Origin of the sequence: Paenisporosarcina sp. TG20, assembly GCF_000286315.1 — a bacterium.
GTDB lineage: Bacteria > Bacillota > Bacilli > Bacillales_A > Planococcaceae > Paenisporosarcina.
Genome location: NZ_ALJG01000349.1, coordinates 1 through 22,577, shown reverse-complemented (window position 1 = coordinate 22,577; position 22,577 = coordinate 1). Strand labels below are relative to the sequence as shown.

The window sequence follows — 22,577 nt, the reverse complement described above, 5'->3', positions numbered from 1 at the left end:
GCAAATTCATTGTGCATGATTCCTTTGATATCGATGAGTATCGTGATAAAATAGTGTAGGATTGTAAAAAAATAAATAGGGAATGCCGCTTGGCAAAAGTTGGAGGGTTTTCTAAATGTCGAAAAACGCATCACCATGGGCTAACCTATCAGGCCCAAACTTAGGATATGTATTAGAAATGTACGATTTATTTATACAGTCTCCAGAATCTGTGGAATCTGATCTAGTTGAACTATTTAAAAAATATGGAGCACCATCAATGTCAGCAACTGAAGTTTATGTTCCTGAATCACAACATGTAGATCCTGACAATTTCGGGAAAGTTTTAGCAGCTGTTCAATTAGCAGAGGCAATCCGATCACATGGTCATTTAGCTGCGGATATTTATCCGTTAAATGATCGACCAAAAGATACTACTAGATTGGATCCTTCTTCATACGGTTTATCAGAAGCTGATCTTATAGAGATACCAGCTTCTTTACTAATGAAAAATGTACCTAACAATATTCAAAATGCTTTACAAGCGATTGAACATCTTAAATCACTTTATACAGATAGCATTGCTTATGAGTTTGCACATGTTATTAATCCTCAAGAACATGATTGGATTCAAGAAAAAATTGAGTCTTCATCAATGAAAGTTAGTTTATCAGCGGAGGAACGAAAAGTTTTGCTTAATCGTTTATCTGAGATAGAAGGCTTCGAAAAATTTATTCACCGTACATTTGTAGGGGCAAAACGTTTTTCTATTGAAGGCTTAGATACGCTAGTTATCTTGCTTGATGAACTAGTTCGTCAATCTGAAAAACAAAAAACGAAAGAAATATTAATTGGTATGGCTCATCGTGGACGTTTAAATGTTTTAACACACGTGATTAACAAACCATATGACATGATGTTTGCAGATTTTGCACATGTTCCAAATGAGTCATTTTTACCAAAAGATGATTCCCTATTGATTACGAAAGGCTGGTTTGGCGATGTGAAATACCACGTAGGTGCTACACACACAGCTAAGTCAGGTTTAAAAGTAAAACTTGCGTATAACCCTTCCCATTTAGAAGTAGTTAGCCCAATCGTTACAGGACTAACTCGTGCAGCACAAGAAGATACCACAAAAACAGGTATACCAGTTCAAAATACTAAAGCTGCTTACTCTGTTTTAATTCATGGCGATGCCGCATTCCCTGGGCAAGGAATTGTAGCGGAAACGTTTAATTTTAGTCGTGTCCGTGGATACCACACTGGTGGATCCATTCATATCATTGCAAACAATATGATTGGTTTTACAACAGAGTATTATGATTCTCGTTCTACTCATTATTCTTCAGATACTGCAAAAGGATTTGAAGTTCCCGTTATCCATGTTAATGCAGATGATGTTGAAGCAGTGATCGAAGTTGCCCGCCTTGCGTTTGAGTATCGTGAGCAATTTGGCAAAGACATCTTAATAGACTTAATGGGTTATCGTCGATTTGGACACAATGAAATGGATGAACCATTGGTAACTAACCCAACCATGTATCATGCTATTCATAAACACCCAACTGCTCGAGAAATATATGGGAAACAATTAGTGACAGATAAAGTTTGTAAAGAAGACGAAGTAAAAGCAATTTCTACTGATATACAAAAAACAATGCAAGATTCGTACGATCGAGTTAAACAATTGTCTGGAAATGAGCATCAAGATGTTGTTATTCCAGATGTTGTTTTAAATGGTTATCCAGAAGTTCATACAGGCGTAAAAGAAGAAACACTTGTGAAAATGAATGCAGAGTTATTATCTTGGCCCTCAGAATTTTCACCTTTTAATAAGCTAGAAAAAATATTAAAACGTCGTGAAGAGCCTTTCAAAGGCAAGGGGAAAATTGATTGGGCTCATGCTGAAACATTAGCATTTGGTTCAATACTGCAAGATGGTAACCCTATTAGACTTACTGGACAAGATGTACAACGTGGAACATTTGCTCATAGACATGTTGTTTTACACGATGAAAAAACGGGCGAGGAATTAACACCACTTCACCATATTTCAGATGCGAATGCATCATTGGTTGTTTATAATAGCCCATTAACAGAATCTGCAGTTTTAGGTTTTGAATTTGGCTATAATTTAGAAAATGAAAAAGCATTAGTTATATGGGAAGCCCAATACGGGGATTTCGCTAATATGGCACAAGTAATGTTTGATCAATTCATTTCAGCTAGCCGTGCAAAATGGGGTCAAAAATCCGGATTAGTTATGTTACTTCCACATGCTTATGAAGGTCAAGGAGCGGAGCACTCAAGTGCTCGTTTGGAAAGATTCTTACAAATGTCAGCCGAAAATAACTGGACAATTGCAAACATCTCAAGTTCCGCTAATTATTTCCATATTCTACGTCGTCAAGCAAAAATGCTTGGAGAAGAATCGATGAGACCTTTAATAATCATGTCACCAAAATCTTTACTTCGACATCCACTTGTTGGAGCAGAAGTAGCAGATTTGGCTAACGGTCAATTTGAAACCGTTCTAGAACAACCGAAACTTGGCAAAAATACGGATAAAGTTGAGCGTATCCTCCTTGCAAGTGGGAAAATGACAATAGATTTAGCTGATAAAGTAAAAGATGGTTCTAAGTTTGATCATCTTCATATAATACGAGTTGAACAATTGTATCCATTCCCATCTGAAAAAATCCAAAACATTATTGAACGTTTTCCAAATGTAAAAGAATTAATTTGGGTTCAAGAAGAACCACAAAACATGGGCTCTTGGTCATTTGCAGATCCATATTTGCGTGATATAGCAGGTGATAAGAGTGTAAAATACATTGGACGTGTTAAACGTTCAAGTACAGCAGAAGGCGACGGAGAAACACATAAGATTGAACAATCACGCATTATAGAAGAAGCCGTTTCACGTTAAAGAACGATGATTTAAAGGAGGAAAATAAAGTGGCAGAAATAAAAGTACCTGAATTAGCCGAATCAATTACAGAAGGAACAATAGCACAATGGTTAAAACAACCTGGTGATACAGTTGAAAAAGGTGAATTCATCGTTGAATTAGAGACAGATAAAGTTAATGTAGAAGTGATATCTGAAGAAGCAGGGGTTATTCAAGAATTACTTTTTGCTGAAGGTGATACAGTTGAAGTAGGTCAAGTAATTGCAGTTGTCGAAGAAGGATCTGCAAGTGGTAGTGTAACGAAAAGTCCTGTTCAAGCAGATCCAGCAGAAGCAGATGCACCTGTTAAGAATGTGGAACAACCAACATCACAACAAGTTACACCAAAACCTAAAGAAGAAGAAACTTCTTCAACTGATCGTACAATTGCTAGTCCTGCAGCTCGTAAATTAGCTCGGGAAAAAGGCATTGATTTAACAGCCGTTTCTACTGTAGATCCATTGGGCCGTGTCCGTGTTCAGGACGTTGAATCACATTCAAGTGCTCCTAAGCAAACAGGTTCAGTTCCGATAGCTTCAACTCCTAAAGCTGTTCCAGTTGAAGATGATCGTATAAAACGCGAAAAAATGTCTCGTCGTCGTCAAACAATTGCTAAACGCTTATTAGAAGTTAAACAATCAACAGCTATGTTAACTACTTTCAATGAAATCGATATGACAAATGTAATGGCTTTACGTTCTCGCAAAAAAGATAAATTCTTTGATGACCATGATGTTCGTTTAGGATTTATGTCGTTTTTCACAAAAGCAGTTACATCCGCGCTGAAGAAATATCCTTACGTAAATGCAGAACTTGATGGAGATGAAGTACTTTTAAAACAGTTTTATGATATAGGAATTGCCGTTTCAACTGAAGAAGGTTTGGTGGTTCCAATTGTTCGTGATACTGATCGTAAAAACTTTGCTGAAATTGAAGCAAACATTGGACAATTAGCAAAGAAAGCTCGTGACAAAAAACTGCAAATTTCTGATATGACTGGCGGATCATTTACTATAACAAATGGTGGTGTATTCGGTTCACTTATGTCTACACCTATCTTAAATGGAACACAAGTAGGGATTCTTGGAATGCATACCATTCAAAAACGTCCTGTTGCTATCGGAGATGAAGTTCAAATCCGTCCTATGATGTATGTGGCTCTTTCATATGACCACCGTGTAATTGACGGTAAAGATTCAGTTGGATTCTTAAAAACTGTAAAAGAACTAATTGAAAACCCAGAAGACCTATTATTAGAGTCTTAAGAAAAAAATCACTAATAAACAGCTTCGCATTTGCGAAGCTGTGTTTTTTTTGGCAAAATGGAAGGATAAAGTATTAGAAAGAAGTTGAATAGAAATGGATCTTACAATATTATTTGAACTCGTCCAAAGTTTTGGTTATTTAAGTATGTTTCTATTCAGCTGGCTTTTATTGTTTGGTTTACCCATACCGAACGAAGTTGCTGCTTCATTTATAGGGGTTTTAACTGAAGTCAGAGGATTTAATCCGATTTATTCCTTTATTTCCGGATACCTTGGATTAATAAGTGCGACTTTTTTTGCTTATTTTATTGGACGAATATTGGGACCAAGACTTATACACCGAATAAGTAAAACGAGACTTAATAAACCTATAAATGCTTTTAAAAGTTATTTAGAAAAACATGGGAATACAGCTATTGGTTTTAGTTTCTTCTTACCTGGAATTCGATGGGCAATGCCTTATGTTGTAGGTTCAAATCAATTTCCATTAAAACTATTTGTAAAATATTCAATTTTCCCCAGTTTTCTTTGGATGTTAATCTATTTTCAATTAGGACGTACATTTCCATATGCATATACACTTATCTTAGAGCATCTTCAACTCGTATTAATAAGTGTATCCTTACTAATAGTTTTTGCGTTTATTATTCGTTATTTTGTTAACCAACGGCGATTGAAAAAGAGGACTAACTAAACCTATCATTTATTGATTAACTGAACTAGCTTGTTTATACTAGTTATAGATTATAGAAATGAGGTATAAGACATCATGATTCATAAAAGTTGGAAGGACTCACCGACCATAAATACAGTAACTTGTACACATACCAATGCATCTAAATTTTTAGTTTCGAACGTATTAACCGTAGGTCAAACCTACGAAGTGAAAAATGAAACAGAGGAATTCATTTTCGTGATTGATAACACGGGTCACATAGGTGGATTTTATAAAGAATATTTCGAATAACCGATGATTTTTCCGTCGGTTATTTTTAATTTAATTGGAGGTATTAGCATTGAATGTGCAATCCATGATTGAACAAGCACAAACAAATCGTAAAAATAGAAAGCATTCAATAGATCATACGGCATTAATTGGACAAGGGGGGTACGTATCTCCAATACCACATCTATGGGAAGACATTTTACTTAGTTCTGTTTTACAAAAAAACATCTTACTAAAAGGGCCATCAGGTTCTGGTAAAACAAAATTAGCAGAGTCAATGTCCGCTTTTTTCAATCAACCTATGCACAGTATTAATTGTTCCGTTGACTTAGACGCTGAAGCACTTCTCGGCTTTAAAACGTTAGTCCAAGATAAAGGGCAATCTGTCATCGAATTTGTGGAAGGTCCTGTTGTTCAAGCGATGAGAAATGGTCACATATTATACATTGACGAAATAAACATGGCTAAACCAGAAACTTTACCAATACTTCACAGTGTACTTGACCACCGTCGGATGCTAACTAACCCTTATACAGGAGAAGTCTTACAAGCACATGAAGAATTTACAGTGATTGCTGCTATAAATGAAGGATACATTGGAACATCTCCATTAAATGAAGCCTTAAAAAATCGTTTTATTTCTTTTTCTATTCCTTATTTAACTGGTGAACCACTTAATGCTTTATTCGTACGGGAATATCCTAATGCATCTCCGGATCTAATAAAAACAATGCTTAACCTTGCAGAAGATACCTTTATACAAGTCCAGAATGGGTTACTAAGTGAAGAGGCTGCATCCATTCGGAGTTTACTTGATGCAACTGAACTAGGACAATTTATTGATCCTAGACGTGCCATTCGTTATGCAATTGCTGAAAAGTTAGAAGACAACAGCGAAAAAGAATTGCTTATGGAATTGGCAAATACATGGCTTAAATGAGGTGTGTAATATGTCTTCTATAAATCGATTTATTCAATTTAATAATGAAACAATAAATGCCAAACGTATGATTCAATTAGAACAATTAGCCAGAGCTTTAAGTCGCGCACCATATTTAACATTGACCACCCGAAAACTGTCAGAATTCCGACCAAAAGAAAGCGCCATTTCAATTAGTCATTTTTGGAATCATCGTGAACCTGACATAGAACACAAAGGACAATTGTCCGATTTATATTTACTTACGTCTGGCTTCTGGCGTCATTTTAATTTGTCAGCATGGAATCGATATAAGAAGGAAGTTAATCATCTCCCACTAAGAGAATTTGCTTTACAACTCGCGATGAGTGCAGAAGAATTTAGATTATCCAATTTGATTCGCCAAGAAAGACCAGGGACTGAGTCTGCTTTTGTTGTACGAGAAGATGTGTATACTACTTTTCATGAACAACAACTTATGGTGAATTTTAGCAAAGGGTTTATAAGTGATAGTTTGTTTAGTTTTTTGTATGTAGCACTTCGCAAAGGTTCACAAACAGCCCTGTCAGTAGAGGACTATCCTAGCTTCTTCAAACTAATTCTTTCAAAATGGCAATTTGTTTTTGATTCAACTAGTACCGCTGAAAGCTGCAAAATTTGTTTAAATATACTCTATGCTCTTGAAAATGTAATGACAAAAGATTTAACACATACATTCGTTGCTATTCATGAAAACTTACAAGAAACAGTTTATGAAGATAAAAATAAAAGACATCTGGACCAACAGAGTTCTGATAATCTTCCACCCTCGGATACAATTGAAGAGGTTTTTAGAACATGGCATCGAGAAACTGAAAAGCAGCAAGGACCACATCTTGAGTATGAACTTACAAAAGGAAATAAAGGCAAGATAAACAATGGACGTATGGAAGAGGGGGATGAGTCGAATGAAATTGAAAGTGAAGGTGCAGGTACTTCTACGTCCAATAAGAAGAGTAAACAAAGTGGAAAAATAAATGGAAAATCCGAAAGAAGACAAACAAAACAATCAGGAGAACGGTTTGGCGATGAACATCTACATGTTACATTAGAAGAAAAAAGAATAGAACTTAAAGACGATTCTTTCATGAATGAAAACATTTTATCCATACGTTCAGATCAAAAACCTCTAGTCAAAGCATTTACAAAAGAAATTCGAAAACGCATAGACCAAAAACAAGAGAATTTGCGAACTAATTTATCGAAAGGTCGGTTAACGCCAAATCTGACATCCTTATTAATAGAACAGCGTCCTAAACCTTTCTATAAAAAGAACAATCCTTCTCTCCCATTAGATGCTGTATTTGGCCTATTGGTGGATAGTTCTGCTTCGATGATTGATAAAATGGATGAAACGAAAAAAGCTGTGCTCATGTTTCATGATGTCTTGCGTGATTTAGGTATTAGGCACGACATTGTTTCATACTATGAAGATGCTTATGAAGCTTCAGAACTGGAACAACCAAACGTATTTTTATTTTGTCACCAAGTGGATGAAGGGGCTAAAGATAATTCTGAAGCAATTATGTCTTTAGATGCGAATGAAGATAATCGAGATGGATTAGCTATTCGATGGATGGCAGAACGGCTTAATAGACGACCTGAGAAGCATAAGTTCATTTTACTTTTTTCTGATGGAGAACCTTCTGCTTTTGGTTATGCTGCAAATGGTATTGTAGATACAGCGGAGGCAGTCATGGAGGTTGAGAAAAAAGGGATTCACCTCTTACATTTATTTCTAAGTGCTGAGGAACCTGTAGAAGAGCAGTTGAAATTATTTCATATGATGTTCGGTTCAAAAACAGCTACAGCTAAAAATGCAGATGAATTTACTACACAAACTTTACGGTTACTTCGGCGAATGCTCTATATAATTGTTAAATAAGGAGCTTAATTGATAAGGAAAACCGGTCAAAGTACGCCCAGTCTTTTTTATCAATTACTAATAATTTTAATGTTAGTAGAAAATGGTGTTCAACTTGTACCCACTTCGGTTTCCGGGTCGCTTCGGAAGGCAAACCTACTGCACCATAACCCGAAGAACGAGGGACCCTAGGGAAGTGACGTTGTCACTTCCTTGGGGTCCCCATACAGGCAATCTTGCGGCGGGTTTGCGTCCGACGCGCCCCTTCAACCAATGAGCATATACTGTTCCTGATTTGGGTTGATGCAAGATAAGACACTGATTTTATACAAAGGAGTGTCCGAAGATGCTATTTCGGCCTTTTTCTTCCTTTTTTAAAGTTGGTTAGTTTCTTTACACTACCTGGGGTAAGAAGAGGTTATCGACATACTGTTAATAGACTATCTAGAAGAAACAATGTTCTTCAAGTTAAGGATTCACAGCATAGAGAACCTAAACCAATTTATCGAGAGTGCCACCAAAAAAGTCGGTCTAGAACGTTAGTCTCCGTATAATAAAAACACCCCGACCATGAGGTTCTCGGCACTCTATAGTTATAAAATTTCTTATTTTGTAAGAAAAACCGGAAAAATAGTACGCCCGGTCCTTTAAGAGTATACGTAGTACCTACTTTGGTTTCCAGTGTGATTTCCGTTACAGACGGACGCTTTCCGTGGGGCACGGCTTCAATCTCCTCGGGCCAACAGGATGTTGGTCACGAAGACGTTGCCACAAGACGTGCAAGGTACGCCAGGTCCTTTAAGAAGGGTAACCATAGAAACTCGTTTATTTCCGCTATGGTGGACGCTTTTCGCGGGCATGGCTTCAGTCTCCTCGTCACTGCAAAAGCATGTGCTCCTGGTATTATTTAAAGTAACAGTGACTTTCTGCACGCACTTCTTTTTAAGTTGTATTTTCTTTTATGAGGAGTGTAAATCAGCGGACTAGAACCTACTCCTTAAAATACCGAGAACACTGGATTCTTAGCACTCTATAGTTATATACTTTCTTATTTTGTAATACAAAAAAACCGTCCTAATTACTTAGGACGGTTTTCTTGTTCTTGATGCACAATTAAGAGTCGTTGTTTCAATTGTTCTTCCATCTGACCTATTTCAATTTCGGCTGCTTTTCGCTTGTTTCGTCCATCTGCTTGAATACGAAGAGTTTCTTCAATTGTTTGCAATAAATTCTCTTGAGTTTGTTTTAAAGTTTCAATCTCCACAATACCGCGCTCATTTTCTTTGGCTGTTTCAATACTATTTATTTTTAACATTTCCGAGTTTTTCAACAATAAATCATTCGTAGTTTTCGTCACTTGTTTCTGAGATTCGACTGCTTTCATTTGTCGATTCAATGTTAAAGCAATTGCAATTTGATTCTTCCATAATGGGATAGATGTCATGACAGAGGATTGTATTTTCTCTGCTAATGTTTGATTGGTTTGTTGAATCATTCGAATTTGTGGGGCACTTTGTATCGTAATTTGTCGAGATAGTTGTAAATCATATAACCGTTTTTCTAAGCGATCTAAAAACTGTGCCATATCATTGACTTCTTGATAGGCCATTTGGTCAGATGAAGCTTCAGCTTTTTGACGTAGAGCAGGTATTGTTTCAGTGAGTATCTCATCTCGTTTAATTTCGCCTGCTGCAATGTAAACATTTAAAGCTTGAAAATATGCTTTGTTCTGATCATATAACTTATCTAGCATTTGAACATCTTCAATTAAGCCTCTTTTAGAATGCTCAAGTTGAATACCAATACGGTCGATTTGTGTACTAAGCTTTTGATATTTGGTCATAATTTCTTGAACGGAACGAGACACTTTTCCAAATAAACGTTTAATGCCTGATTTTTTTTTAGTTGTTAACTCATCTGGATTTAATTGTATAAGCTTGTCCATCAAATCTTTTAAAATATCACCTACAGGCCCAATGTCATTCTTTTGAACGTGGTCAAGCATTTGATGGGAAAACTTAGAAAGTTCGGTTTGCGCGTTGGCGCCATAAGTAAGAATTGCTTCGTAATTACCTGCTGGAATTTGAGAAGCAAGTTCTTGTGCCTTTTGTTTGTCTTCATTCGAAAGTCTATCACCTATTTTCACAGGTGTTTGTTCACTAGAATTTTTATTTAATTGTGGTTGCATATCAAATGGTGAATTCAGCAAGTCATCAATTGTTTTCGTTTGGCTAGAAGCCGATTGTTTTTCGGTCATTTTTTATTTCTCCTTTCGACAGTAGGGGAGGAGCAGGTTTTTTCAGTGAAATCTTAGCGAAATCTAATTCCATTTTTAAATGTTCAATGTCTGAAGACAATACTTTGCGTAAATCTTGCTCCATGACATCATTAAGTTCCTGTAATGTTTCGCGAGTATCTTGCAATGCAATTTGAACATCCATTGCTTTAACTGGTTGAGTGACAAGCAACGTGTATTTAGAAGTTAGCTCGACAGCAGTTTCAAGATGTGCATAGAAAAACGATTCCACATGATAAAACTTTTTAGGATCGGTTTTAACAATTTGAAATATACGTTTTGCAAGACGATTCATTTCAAAAAGCTGTTTAAAAGCTCTAACAGACCGAACTTTGACATAATATCCATTTAACAGTTTAAGTTTTGTTTTTGCTTCTTTTAACTGTAATTTAATATGACGATACTCCGCCAATGTCATGACATACTTTGACACAGTTATGCGTGATTGCACCATTTTTATTAGCTGATTGGAGACGACGTAAGTACCAATAGCTAAAAGTCCTGCAAGCGCAAAATGAAATTCTAATCCTGATTGGAATGTTATCCAACTTGTAATAAATATTGAAATACTCAATAAGTGTCTAATCATAAAGTACTTTATGTCAATCATGTTGTAAACCTCCTTAAGAGTTCTTTCTTTACCTATTACATACGTTTAATGCAAGAAAAAGTTTCATCATTATTTATACTTAACTTATCTTAATTAAGAGGATTTATCAATCATTATGAAAATAAACAGAACGGCACTTAAAATCGATGAATTGACGACAACAGATGGAGTTGTCAAAGTCGAGGTATTTGAAGTTTGTGATTCTATCTAATTTCGACGCTGGATGATCCTATAAAGGAATGATTATTAAATAGGCAGATGACTAGACGTATACCCTTCGTTTGTTAAAATGAGATAAGGTGTCAATAGAAAAGGATAGGATGAATAATGTTATGAATGAAATCATTTATATGAAAGCAGGATATGAACCTTGGTGGATGTTCCCAGGTTGGGAAAAAACCATTATAGAAAAACATGTATTTTCAAGTGATATGGAAGCACTTGCTCATTTAGAGTTACTTTTAACTAAATTCCGAAAAGCTTTTCCAAATGAAGAAAATCAAAAAGGAACTTGTTGGGCTTTTTGGTCTGAAGAAGAGCAAGAGTTTTGCGAAGCTTGCGATGATGATCTACAAACATATCATGGGATTATGTGGCTTAAAAATGGGAAACCCACACAGCTATAAATATAATAATTAACTTTCAAAATAATTGATGCTTACAATTAAAAATTCCTTTAATTAAGAAAAGCTAATCAATCTAGGTGAATATTTTTAGAGATCTCTACTCGACCTGCAAAATCTTTTCATTAAGGTTGATTTCGGAATCAGGAGAGAGCAACAGAGAAAAAATAGACGATGAAAGGTGAAACTCACTTTCTTCGTCTATTTTGGTTATTATGCAGTACAATTCCAAACAGAAGGGAAAAGGTTTATTGCTGTATCTTAAAAATCCACACAATTTCTTTAATTCACTGATTCAAGAGTTGACGTCACTGTAAATTCATTGTCGTCTTCAGTCATAATGAACTCTCTCTTTATTTCACCATACTCTTTCACGATATATTTACGTTGGATAGTGTTACTTTCATTAGTTTTTTCTAACATAATGACATGCTCAAAACGTTGATAGGGAGTGTCGATTGTTAGATCAACTTCGGCAAACAACCAATCATCAAAGGTTTCACCTTGTTTTATAGGAAATTGTAAAAACGTAGATAGTTTTGGAAGGTTCTTTAGCTCGTCATCAGTAGGATTAAATTCTTCGTAATATTCTCCTTCTTCTTTGATCAAATCTATTGAGTTGTTGGAAATTCTATATGTGCGTAAAAGCGTTGTGCCACCATTGTCTTCATAAATTGACACAGTATTTTCATTATGCCATTGTGTTCGTGATTTGTAACTTGCATATTCATTTCCTTCTCCCAAATAACTAGCGACCGTTCCATCGCTCATAAAAAAACTTGAGAGTTCAACTTCTTCTTGGTTTGACCCTTCTTCAGATTGGTCAGGTTCTTCAACGACTTCATCTGGTTCTTTACTATTTTCTTCTTGTACTTCTTTAGGTTTTTCTTCCACTAAATCTTTAGGTTCCTCAGCAGTATTGGTAGTCTCACTTATAGTTTTTTCACCACAGGCACTAAGGAGTAATAAAAGGATTAATGTAGTGAATATTTTCACTAATTTCATACCTAACCAACCTCCATAAGTTGTTTACAATAATAGACGTCTTAGATTTGTAAATGTTACATTTTGAAAATAAAAAGCGCATAAGATTGGTATCTTATGCGCTTTTACTATAGTTAAGATTTAATTCCTTGAGCTTCTTTCCACTCCAAGAATTCATCAAATGTTAATTCCTTATCTAAAATCGAGCCATCTGGCAAGATTTCAATTACACGGTTTGCAATCGTGTGGATGAACTGGTGGTCATGCGAAGTAAATATCATTGCACCTTTAAAATTAATTAACCCGTTATTAACCGCTTGTATTGACTCTAAATCTAAATGGTTTGTTGGTTCATCTAAAAGTAATACATTGGCATGTGACAGCATCATTCTAGATAACATACAACGTACTTTCTCTCCCCCAGATAATACTGATGGCTTTTTCTTTACTTCTTCTCCAGAGAATAACATACGACCTAAGAAACCACGTAAGAAAGTTTCACTTTCATCGTCAGGAGAATACTGACGTAACCAATCTACAAGAGATAATTCATTTCCAGTAAAGTATTCAGTGTAATCAATCGGGAAGTATGAACGTGTCGTAGTTACACCCCAACGAATCGATCCTTCATGTGGTTCTACTTCTTCAGCTAGCACGCGAAGTAATGTAGATTTGGCAATTGGATCACCAATCAAGATGATTTTATCCTCTTGATTTACCGAGAAATGTATGTCATTAAATAGTTTTTGACCATCACGTTCCATTGAAATTCCTTGAACAGATAATACATCGTTACCGATGTCCCGACCAATTTGAAAGTTTACGTATGGATATTTACGCGAAGACGGACGAATATCATCAAGTTCAATTTTATCTAACGTTTTCTTCCGAGAAGTTGCTTGTTTAGATTTCGAAGCGTTAGCACTAAATCGAGCAATAAATGCTTGAAGTTCTTTTATTTTCTCTTCTTTTTTACTATTTTGGTCTTGAGATAATTTAAGAGCTAATTGGCTTGATTCATACCAGAAGTCGTAGTTTCCAACATAAACTTGGATTTTTCCGAAATCTAAATCCGCGATATGAGTACACACTTTGTTTAAAAAGTGACGGTCATGGGATACAACTATAACGGTGTTGGAAAAGTTGATCAAAAACTCTTCTAACCATTGTATTGCTTTTAAGTCTAGATGGTTGGTAGGCTCATCGAGTAAAAGAACATCTGGTTTACCAAATAACGCTTGGGCTAGTAAGACTTTCACTTTTTCAGTACCAGTTAAGTCAACTAACTTTTTAGTATGCAATGCTTCATCGATTCCTAAACCTTTAAGGAGGATAGCTGCTTCAGACTCGGCTTCCCATCCGTTCATATCTGCAAATTCTCCTTCTAATTCAGCCGCACGCATGCCGTCTTCATCAGAAAAGTCTTCCTTCATATAAATAGCGTTTTTTTCATTCATTACTTCGTATAAACGTTTATGACCCATCATTACAGTTTCCAATACTTGATATTCTTCGTACTCAAAGTGATCCTGTTTTAATATAGCTAAACGTTCATCCGGATCCATAATTACATTACCTTCTTGAGTCTCTATTTCACCTGATAATATCTTAATGAAAGTTGATTTACCTGCACCGTTTGCTCCAATTAATCCGTAACAGTTCCCAGGGTTGAATCTTATATTAACATCTTCGAAAAGCTTACGATCTCCGAAGCGTAGACTTACATTACTCACAGCAATCATGGGTGTACCTCCTTATTTTTCACAATATTATTATTATAACATAAATCAGCATCACCTTGCTCAAAATTTTAATTGGAAAGTTATCCTATTTAGAGATATAATATCAATTAGAAGCTGTAAGCATGAGTACTAAACATCAATTATCACGAATTAATTTGAAAGGTTAGAGTAATTTTACCTCACGGGAAATAAACACGAACTAAAAATGAATCCATTAGCATCAATTTTAGGTGCGCGGAATTAGTAGAAGGAGGAAAGATCGTGCTATATCCATCGGTTTTTTGAAAGCTGTTTTTAATAAGGCAGCCTTTTCATTACTACATTCTTATTTAAAAGAATCATTTTACTTTTCTATCATTAGCAAATACTTTATTTGTTACAATTCTAACGATCCTATTATACCTTAAATAGTAATATGACTTAGTTGAAATAATACTAGCACATAGTAGATATCTCTAAGTGCAATTTGGTGTTCGCACAAACTTCATGATTCCTAAAAGAAGCATATGATACTTAAACGTGGTAAAACTATTTAAGTAGTTATAATTTATGAAATCGGTTATACTATTGCCATGAGCGAGGTGGTTTATTATGGAAAATACGGAGAGGGATTTTACGGAATCCTTTCAAGAAATTGCATTGAATGGACCGGTAGTTTTTATACACTGGTTAATCGATGAAGGAACACAAATGGTTGATCAAATTACGCCGAATATAAAGAGGATTTACGGTTATACTCCTGAAGAAGTTATATCAGGTAGTGTACCCTTATTAACAATTATTTTCGAAGAAGACCGAAAAAAATTCCAGGATACCTTGAAACTAAGAATCGCTTCAAATAGTCCATTTTGGGAATCCTTCTACCGAATCTATGCGAAAAATGGAGATATCCGATTTATTAAATCTTACACATACATAAAGTTTCATGCTTTTACGAGTAAAACTTCAATATATTCTTATCTGATCGATCAAACTGAAAATGATAAAGAAATAAATATGCATGTTTCCCTTGAACAACGGTGGGCAACCGCTATAGATAGTGCAAAGGATGGCGTTTGGGATTGGGATTTGAAAGAAAATATTATCTTTTACTCAAAACATTGGAAAAGTATGATTGGATACAAAGAACATGAATTGCTTAATGAGCTGTTTGAATGGAGGAAACGTATTCACCCGTTGGACATCGATAAGGTAGATATAATCTTTAATGCTCATATTTATAATAATTCGAGTTTTATTGAATGTGAATATCGTTTATTACATGCAGATGGAACACATCGTTGGATTTTAAATCGAGGCAAAGCTGTAGAAAGAAATGAAAATGGATTAGCAATGCGTATGATTGGTACACATGTAGATATTACAGAACGCAAAGCAATTGAACTTATGCTGAAAGAACGTAATGAAGAATTAGAACATTTAGTAGAGCAATTAAAAGATTTATCTAATACAGATCCGTTAACATCTTTGTGTAATCGTCGGAAAATGATAGAGGAAATTAAAAATGCTCAAAATCAATTTGATCTAAATAAACAACAATTCACATTGGCTATTTTAGATATAGACTATTTTAAAAACATCAATGATCAATACGGCCATACGTTTGGGGATATTGCACTTCAAACATTTGCTAATCTATTAATGAGACAAATATCTAGCCCCGATGTTATGGGAAGATGGGGAGGGGAAGAATTTATTTTATTATTCCATAACAAAAGTGCTTTAGAAACGTTTCATCAATTAATGTCTATTCAGGCTGGTTGTAATGATTTGCTAAAATACCGAATGGAACAAGTTCACTTGACGTTTTCTGCAGGGTTATATGAATATAATAACTATGAATTACTCGAAGATATTATCAAATATGCAGACCAAGCAATGTACAGAGCAAAATCACTAGGTCGTCAACAAATAATAATACATAATAAAGGACTTCCAGTTATGTGAATTGGAAGTTCTTTATTTATGAATTGGTTAATCTCAGTTGTCGTCAGACGTCTGATATGGTTTACTTATAAGGGACTATTATCAAAAAGGACTGAAACTATGAATTCCCAAAAATCAATGACATCATTATTACTCGCAATATTTTTAATTGCATTAAATTTACGACCAGCTGTTACTTCGATCGGGCCATTATTAGATACAATTCGGAATGATTTGATGTTATCGAACAGTGAAGTTAGCTTATTAACTGCAGTTCCAGTAATTTGTATGGGAGTATTTGCTCCACTCGCTGTGCATTGGTTAAATAAGTTTGGCCAAAAACGTGGGATTTCATTACTATTAGGTGTAATTGGCCTATTAACTCTCGTTCGTGCTTGGTTCCATGATTATGTGTCACTTTTAATAACAGCTTTTGTTATTGGAGTTGCAATAGCAATTATTGGTCCCATTTTATCTTCGATGATAAAAGAAAAATTCCCAACCCGTACAGCAACAGCAATAGGTATTTATTCTTTAGGAATGGGTGCAGGTGCTACATTGAGTGCCGGATTAACAGGAGTATTATATGTGTGGTTAGGAGAACAATGGGAGTTTGCTTTAGCTTTCTGGTCTTCTTTAGCTTTACTTGCTTACTTAATCTGGATTAATGCAATGAAACCGCAACAAGAAGAACGACTAAATATTGAATTACAACAACTATCATTTCGTTCACCATGGTCAAACAAAAGAGCTTGGCTTGTTTTATTATTCTTTGGTTTTCAAGCTTCTTTATTCTTCTCATTAATGACCTGGCTAGCCTCTGCTGCAAGTGAATTAGGATTTAGTGTTATTGAAGCGGGAACAGTTCTTAGTGTTTTAACCGCTGCACAAATTTTCGCCAATATTACTATTCCACTATTACTCGAGAAATTTCCGAATCGTTCTTTTTGGATTTATTTACTGCTCTTTATTGGGGCAACAGGGATTATTCTTTTATTAACAGGTAATGTTACGCTGATTTGGTTTGCTTCTATCCTACTCGGACTTACATTAGGTGGTTTATTTCCACTAGCTTTATTATTACCACTTGATGAAACCACAGATGCAAAAGAAGCGAACGCGTGGACAGCAATGGTTCAGACCGGCGGATTTATAATGGGGGGGATAGTTCCACTCGCAATTGGAATTTTATATGATTGGAGTGGAACGCATCAAATGACTTATTATGTCTTACTAGTATTAATAGTAGGAATGTTTATTACTACACTGCTATTAAATAGGAAAACCTTGCATACGCAAGGATAGACAGAACTATTTTTTCCAATTCTCTTGAATAAATGCATCTCGGCCGGATAATTCGCGATCTTCAGCGTAATTTTCCGGTTCTTTTTTATAATAATCTTGGTGATACTCTTCTGCAGTATAGAAAGTTTGTGCTGGACGAATAGGGGTGACAATTGGTTTTGTGAATCGACCACTTTCAGCAAGTGATCGTTTGGAGATTAATGCTTTTTCCGATTGTTCATCAGAATGTGTGAATATAGCAGATTTATATGAATCTCCACGATCTTGGAATTGCCCTCCGTCATCTGTTGGATCAATTTGTTGCCAAAAAATCTCGAGTAATTGCTCATATGTGAAAATGGTTGAATCAAATTGTATTTGTACCACTTCTAGATGTCCAGATTTCCCAGTTTTCACATCTTCGTATGTAGGATTATCGACATGTCCACCCATATACCCTGAAGTAACTGATTCTATTCCATCCCATTGATCAAAAGGTTTCACCATACACCAAAAACAACCACCAGCAAATGTAGCTTTCTCCATTTCTAAAAACTCCTTTCGTTACAGTATACAAATCGTATTGTAGCACTTGCATCATAAGTGCTCAACAACTATGATTGAGAAGATAAAAATGAAACTTTATTGGAGATAATACGTTTTAATTCATAGGTAGGGAAAGGGGGGGACTTTTTGGAAGAAGAGGTGCCAAATCGTCGATCCATGAGAAAGAAGAGAAAGTTCCGCTATGGACGTTTATTCATGCTACTTTCACTTCTATTATTCATAGGTATTGTTGTATACTCAGTCGTTCAATATAATGCAGGGAAAGAATTAGCTTCTACAACAGAACAAAGTGATGTACAGTTCACCGGGGATCCACTTGATGTAAAGTATCCATCTATTGAGAACGTCTTAGTATTAGGCGTGGATAGTAGTGAAAACGGAAAATCACGAACTGATACAATGATTCTCGTTTCGTGGAATAAAGAGACAAGCGAAGTAAATTTAGTTTCTTTTATGCGTGATATTTATGCACCGATACCCGGTTATAAAGCTTATAAGTTAAATACAGCTTATTTTTTAGATGGTGTTCAACTCGTTAAAGATACCATTTCAAGTATGTTTGGTGTTCCAATCCATCATTATGCTTTAGTTGATTTCAATAGTTTCGAATCACTAGTAGACATTATTGCACCAAATGGTGTTGAAATTGATGTCGAAAAAGCAATGTCCGAGAAAATTGGAGTTGTACTTGAACCTGGCGTTCAACAATTAGATGGACAAGAACTTTTAGGTTATGCAAGATTTCGTGCTGATGAAGAAGGCGATTTCGGCCGAGTTTCTAGACAGCAAAGAGTGATTGAAGCACTAAAGGAAGAAGTGCTTAGTCCAACAAACATTATTAACTATCCTAAGTTTGCTGGTGCAATTCAAGGATATGTGCAATCAGATTATTCGACAAATGATGAAGTGAAAAAAGTACTAACCCTTGCGTTTAGCGGAGGAGTGAAAATTAACAAAATGACAATTCCAATCGACCGTAGTTTTGACTATGCATCGTATGCAGGAGTAGGGTCTGTTATTGAAATTAATGTTGAAGAAAATAAACAAGCCTTAAGTGAATTTATCGGAATGCGCTTGCGTTAGTTTGCTGATTCATGCATGTTCCCTGTAAAATAGGGAAATCATAAACTATCATAAGATTATGAGACTTAGAAAGTGAGGTAGTAACTCTATGCCACAAGAAAAAACCTCCTTCTTTGCAACTAGATTTATTCAGTTTCTAGGGGGGAAAAACACACTCTTTACATTGCTTTTATTATTTCTTATTGGACTAATTATATGGATATTTGATGTTGTGTCATTTGTTTTTTATCCATTGCAAGTATTGTTAGCGAATGTTGTCTTACCCGTAATACTCGCCACAATTGCATATTATTTTTTGCGACCGGTATTGCAAAAGTTAATTCAATTTAAAATACCTAAAATCTGGGGCATAATCCTAATTTTCCTAGTGTTGATTGGATTGATTACAACTTTAATTGTTCTTGTGTTCCCATTTTTGAAAACACAACTAACAAACTTAGTCCAGGAATTTCCTGAATATTTCGAGCAACTTGTAACATCTATTGATACGTTTTTGCGTACTTCTATTTTTTCTAGCTATTATTTAAATTTAGAATTTGACGTTCAATCAATGATGGAAAGAATTCCTGAAGATATTGGGAGGCTTTTGCAAGATGCAGTTGGTGGCGTTGCAAGTGGAGTCGGAAAAGTAATATCTACATTGACTGGTTTAATCTTGGCTATCGTCACGGTTCCATTTATCTTATTCTATTTACTTAAAGATGGGGAAAAGCTACCTCAGTATATTCTGAATTTATTGCCCCCACGTATGCGAGAAGATACACACCAAGTGATGAAAGAAGCAGATAAACAAATCAGTGCTTATATACTAGGGCAAATATTAGTTTCAATGTGTATTGGTACGATGGTTTTCATTGGCTTCTTAATAATCGGCATGGATTATGCGTTACTACTAGGTGTATTGGCTATGATAACAAGTGTAGTACCATACCTGGGTCCTATCATTGCTATAACTCCAGCCGTGGTGATTGCTATTGTTACTTCGCCTTTTATGTTAGCTAAATTAGCTATAGTATGGACGGTCGTCCAATTGATTGAAGGGAAGTTTATTTCTCCACAAATAATGGGCAAATCATTACATATACATCCAATTACAATTATCTTTGTATTGTTGACTGCCGGTTCGTTATTTGGAGTACCCGGTGTAATTTTAGGTATCCCCGGGTATGCCTTAGTTAAAGTGCTGATAACACATATGTATATGCTATTTAAAAGACGATACAATCGTCACGAATCAAACCTTGATAATCAATTTGAATCAAAGACTTCAAATGAGTAATTATAAAAAGTGAAAATATTAGTTTTAATATATAATAACAGGGAGGATAAAAAATGTTTGAGAAGTTTTTATCGACTATAGGAATTGGGTCAATGAAAGTAGATACAGTAGTTGACCAATCCAAAATTGCTCATGGAGAAACCTTATCTGGCACCATTTATATTGATGGTGGTCAAAGTAATCAGGTGATAGAGTCCATAAAATTAGAAGTATTAAAAAGAACAGAAGGGCATCGAGAAGATAGTGACTTTGATGTAACCGATGTATGTATTGGTAAACTTTTAATAGATACAGTTGGTTCAATGAAATCAAAAGACACTCGTATGGTCCCTTTTGAATTAATACCAGATGATCGCTGGTCGTCTGAAGAGAGCAATGTAAAACTCTACTTACGAACAACTGTCCAAATTCTAAATGCAGTTGATGTTCAAGATGAGGATGAAATTGTCTATATAAAAGATCTAGATTAAATGCTTAAAGAACCACCATCCCATAACTATAGGGGACGGTGGTTTCTTTTCGTTATTATTTGTACCATGCAACTATCTAGTGTTTTTATCGTTTGCACAATGCAACTACTAACGAAATACAGTTGAGATGAATTCCGATACATGTAATATGCAAGTTTTATATGTATCGGATACTTGTAAAATACACATAATAAAAAAACTCCTATTTAAGTCTTATTAAAACAAATAGAGGTAGAAACCGAAAACTTTATTGACCAGTTTCTACCTTTATTTATAAGATCAAAAATTGAGTTACAAAGTTTTTACCAGAAAAATGCTGGTGCTAAGGCAAGTCCGGCAATCGCACCAAGTGCAATGCCAAGTCCAAATCTTCCGTTGCCGTAGCCATATCTACCATATCCACCATATCCACCATATCCACCATATCCACCATATCCATATCCTCCTAGATTGCCTACAGGTCTAATCCAGACCTTTTCTCTATTGACTCTACTAATTGTTCCTGAATGGACCTTGCCATCAACAGTGGTTATTTTCACATGTCTTCCATGATATCGACAACATAGACTATAATAATCTGAATGTGCCATTTTTATCCTCCTCTCGAACAGAATTACATACAAGTATGTTCTATTAACTTATGACACAAATAATGTTTTGTAATAGACAATCGTCTAGACTATACATATTGATCATTAATAAGAAAAATAAGCTTCTATTTTAAATAGGAGAACAGTTATATTAATTACTTAGAAATATGACAGTTAAACGCTCTGAAACCTATAACACTTTGATATTGATGGACAAAGTTGTTGTGCATATCCAATAAATCATATAATTCTAGACTTAAGTTCTCTGATTGATTTATATCGTTAACTTCGGATTGTTTAAGTTCAGGAGGGGTATCAATAATATCTATTTTTGTAAACCCAGCTTGCTTTAGTTTTAGTATCCACTCTTCTTCATTTAAGACTTCACGGATTCCATAAAGGCTACTTACTTTACTTCTTAATTCTTCTGACAGGTCTTTTTCAGCAGTCATTTCAATCATTATCATTCTTCCGTTAGTTTTTAATACTCTAGTTAGTTCATCTAGCGTCTTGGTGATATTTGTAAAGGTAATGACAGACTCTGAAATTATTACATCAAAGGAATTATCCTCAAATACCAGATTTTTTACATCTCCTTTAATAACTTTAATGGGAAATGAACTATCTTTTATCCTCTCTTGTGCTTTTGCAATCATAATTGGATGATTATCCAAAGCAGTAACTTTACACCCAAATTTTTGTGCTAGGTAAGCAGCAGTCTGTCCAGTTCCACAACCTATATCTAATACAGATTCATAGGGTTGAAGGCCTTGATCTTGCAATATGGATTTAGTTAAAGCAAAACCACCAGGATGTGCACCACCGATACCAAAATAAGCCAATAAGTCTAAATATTTATTGAGCATTAAAAATCCCCCTATTTCTTACTACTTCACAGTAATAGCTATAATATGCTATCAGTTACTATTCGGTAACTATTAGGAGGAGCAGGGGGATGACAGTGATTATGTATTTTTCTTTGCAACTCAAGCCCAATCTACACAGTAATTTATAACGGCTCTTAAACAAATTTACATTTAGAAGACCAAAAGCTAAATAGAAGCACCTTTAAGAAAAAAACGGGCAAAGTCCGACCGTTCCTTTAAGATAAGAAAGCACACAGTATCCACTTTGGTTTCCAGTATGATTTCCGTTACA

Annotated in this window: 19 protein-coding genes; 12 read left to right on the top strand and 7 right to left on the bottom strand. The window is 35.2% G+C overall.

Annotated features, from left to right (window positions below):
* The first annotated feature begins 115 nt into the window (after window positions 1-115).
* From B371_RS0116880 to B371_RS0116855, 6 genes are all read left to right on the top strand, one after another.
* Window positions 116-2,911 (top strand): 2-oxoglutarate dehydrogenase E1 component, encoded by a 2,796-nt coding sequence (locus tag B371_RS0116880; RefSeq protein ID WP_019415492.1) that lies wholly within the window; start codon window positions 116-118, stop codon window positions 2,909-2,911.
* Window positions 2,912-2,940: 29 nt separating this feature from the next.
* A complete protein-coding gene (odhB, locus tag B371_RS0116875) occupies window positions 2,941-4,197 on the top strand; it encodes a 2-oxoglutarate dehydrogenase complex dihydrolipoyllysine-residue succinyltransferase (RefSeq protein WP_019415491.1) in 1,257 nt (418 codons plus the stop codon).
* A gap of 94 nt (window positions 4,198-4,291) precedes the next feature.
* Window positions 4,292-4,891 (top strand): DedA family protein, encoded by a 600-nt coding sequence (locus tag B371_RS0116870; RefSeq protein ID WP_019415490.1) that lies wholly within the window; start codon window positions 4,292-4,294, stop codon window positions 4,889-4,891.
* 75 nt (window positions 4,892-4,966) lie between these two features.
* On the top strand, window positions 4,967-5,164 hold the full coding sequence (locus tag B371_RS0116865) for a DUF6501 family protein (RefSeq protein WP_019415489.1): 198 nt from the start codon (window positions 4,967-4,969) through the stop codon (window positions 5,162-5,164).
* Window positions 5,165-5,213: 49 nt separating this feature from the next.
* The gene (locus tag B371_RS0116860; RefSeq protein ID WP_019415488.1) at window positions 5,214-6,083 is read left to right on the top strand and encodes an AAA family ATPase; all 870 of its coding nucleotides are present in this window, start codon (window positions 5,214-5,216) and stop codon (window positions 6,081-6,083) included.
* A 10-nt stretch (window positions 6,084-6,093) separates the two neighbouring features.
* Window positions 6,094-7,986 (top strand): nitric oxide reductase activation protein NorD, encoded by a 1,893-nt coding sequence (locus tag B371_RS0116855; protein WP_019415487.1) that lies wholly within the window; start codon window positions 6,094-6,096, stop codon window positions 7,984-7,986.
* A gap of 1,057 nt (window positions 7,987-9,043) precedes the next feature.
* Here the strand turns inward: B371_RS0116855 and B371_RS0116850 are convergent.
* A complete protein-coding gene (locus tag B371_RS0116850) occupies window positions 9,044-10,222 on the bottom strand; it encodes a toxic anion resistance protein (RefSeq protein WP_019415486.1) in 1,179 nt (392 codons plus the stop codon).
* Window positions 10,197-10,871, bottom strand: coding sequence for a 5-bromo-4-chloroindolyl phosphate hydrolysis family protein (locus B371_RS0116845; RefSeq protein ID WP_019415485.1), 675 nt, complete (start codon window positions 10,869-10,871; stop codon window positions 10,197-10,199). The genes B371_RS0116850 and B371_RS0116845 overlap by 26 nt, the downstream gene beginning before the upstream one ends.
* A gap of 332 nt (window positions 10,872-11,203) precedes the next feature.
* On the opposite strand from B371_RS0116845, the gene B371_RS0116840 reads away from it, so the two are divergent.
* Window positions 11,204-11,497 carry a DUF1033 family protein gene (locus tag B371_RS0116840; RefSeq protein WP_019415483.1) on the top strand — a complete coding sequence of 98 codons (294 nt, stop codon included), beginning with the start codon at window positions 11,204-11,206 and terminating at the stop codon, window positions 11,495-11,497.
* Window positions 11,498-11,776: 279 nt separating this feature from the next.
* Here the strand turns inward: B371_RS0116840 and B371_RS0116835 are convergent, their stop codons facing one another.
* The gene (locus B371_RS0116835) at window positions 11,777-12,499 is read right to left on the bottom strand and encodes a hypothetical protein (protein ID WP_019415482.1); all 723 of its coding nucleotides are present in this window, start codon (window positions 12,497-12,499) and stop codon (window positions 11,777-11,779) included.
* 113 nt (window positions 12,500-12,612) lie between these two features.
* Window positions 12,613-14,220, bottom strand: a complete 1,608-nt coding sequence (locus B371_RS0116830; protein WP_019415481.1) for an ABC-F family ATP-binding cassette domain-containing protein — start codon at window positions 14,218-14,220, stop codon at window positions 12,613-12,615.
* Window positions 14,221-14,811: 591 nt separating this feature from the next.
* Here B371_RS0116830 and B371_RS0116825 point away from each other — a divergent pair.
* Together B371_RS0116825 and B371_RS0116820 are read left to right on the top strand one after the other, a co-directional pair.
* Window positions 14,812-16,167 carry a sensor domain-containing diguanylate cyclase gene (locus tag B371_RS0116825; RefSeq protein WP_019415480.1) on the top strand — a complete coding sequence of 452 codons (1,356 nt, stop codon included), beginning with the start codon at window positions 14,812-14,814 and terminating at the stop codon, window positions 16,165-16,167.
* Between the two features lie 99 nt (window positions 16,168-16,266).
* Window positions 16,267-17,451: a CynX/NimT family MFS transporter gene (locus tag B371_RS0116820; protein WP_019415479.1), complete on the top strand. Its 1,185-nt coding sequence runs from the start codon at window positions 16,267-16,269 to the stop codon at window positions 17,449-17,451.
* 6 nt (window positions 17,452-17,457) lie between these two features.
* Here B371_RS0116820 and msrA read toward each other — a convergent pair whose 3' ends face one another.
* The gene (msrA, locus tag B371_RS0116815) at window positions 17,458-17,976 is read right to left on the bottom strand and encodes a peptide-methionine (S)-S-oxide reductase MsrA (RefSeq protein WP_019415478.1); all 519 of its coding nucleotides are present in this window, start codon (window positions 17,974-17,976) and stop codon (window positions 17,458-17,460) included.
* Between the two features lie 147 nt (window positions 17,977-18,123).
* Here msrA and B371_RS0116810 point away from each other — a divergent pair, with 147 nt between their 5' ends.
* From B371_RS0116810 to B371_RS0116800, 3 genes are all read left to right on the top strand, one after another.
* Window positions 18,124-19,080 carry an LCP family protein gene (locus tag B371_RS0116810; RefSeq protein ID WP_019415477.1) on the top strand — a complete coding sequence of 319 codons (957 nt, stop codon included), beginning with the start codon at window positions 18,124-18,126 and terminating at the stop codon, window positions 19,078-19,080.
* 88 nt (window positions 19,081-19,168) lie between these two features.
* Window positions 19,169-20,359, top strand: a complete 1,191-nt coding sequence (locus tag B371_RS0116805) for an AI-2E family transporter (protein WP_019415476.1) — start codon at window positions 19,169-19,171, stop codon at window positions 20,357-20,359.
* 53 nt (window positions 20,360-20,412) lie between these two features.
* The gene (locus B371_RS0116800) at window positions 20,413-20,829 is read left to right on the top strand and encodes a sporulation protein (protein ID WP_019415475.1); all 417 of its coding nucleotides are present in this window, start codon (window positions 20,413-20,415) and stop codon (window positions 20,827-20,829) included.
* A 302-nt stretch (window positions 20,830-21,131) separates the two neighbouring features.
* On the opposite strand, the gene B371_RS0116795 is transcribed toward B371_RS0116800, so the two are convergent.
* Both B371_RS0116795 and B371_RS0116790 read right to left on the bottom strand, forming a co-directional pair.
* Entirely contained in the window at window positions 21,132-21,419 is a 288-nt protein-coding gene (locus B371_RS0116795; protein WP_019415474.1) for a hypothetical protein, read from the bottom strand.
* Window positions 21,420-21,574: 155 nt separating this feature from the next.
* Window positions 21,575-22,285 carry a class I SAM-dependent methyltransferase gene (locus B371_RS0116790; RefSeq protein WP_019415473.1) on the bottom strand — a complete coding sequence of 237 codons (711 nt, stop codon included), beginning with the start codon at window positions 22,283-22,285 and terminating at the stop codon, window positions 21,575-21,577.
* Window positions 22,286-22,577: the final 292 nt, after the last annotated feature.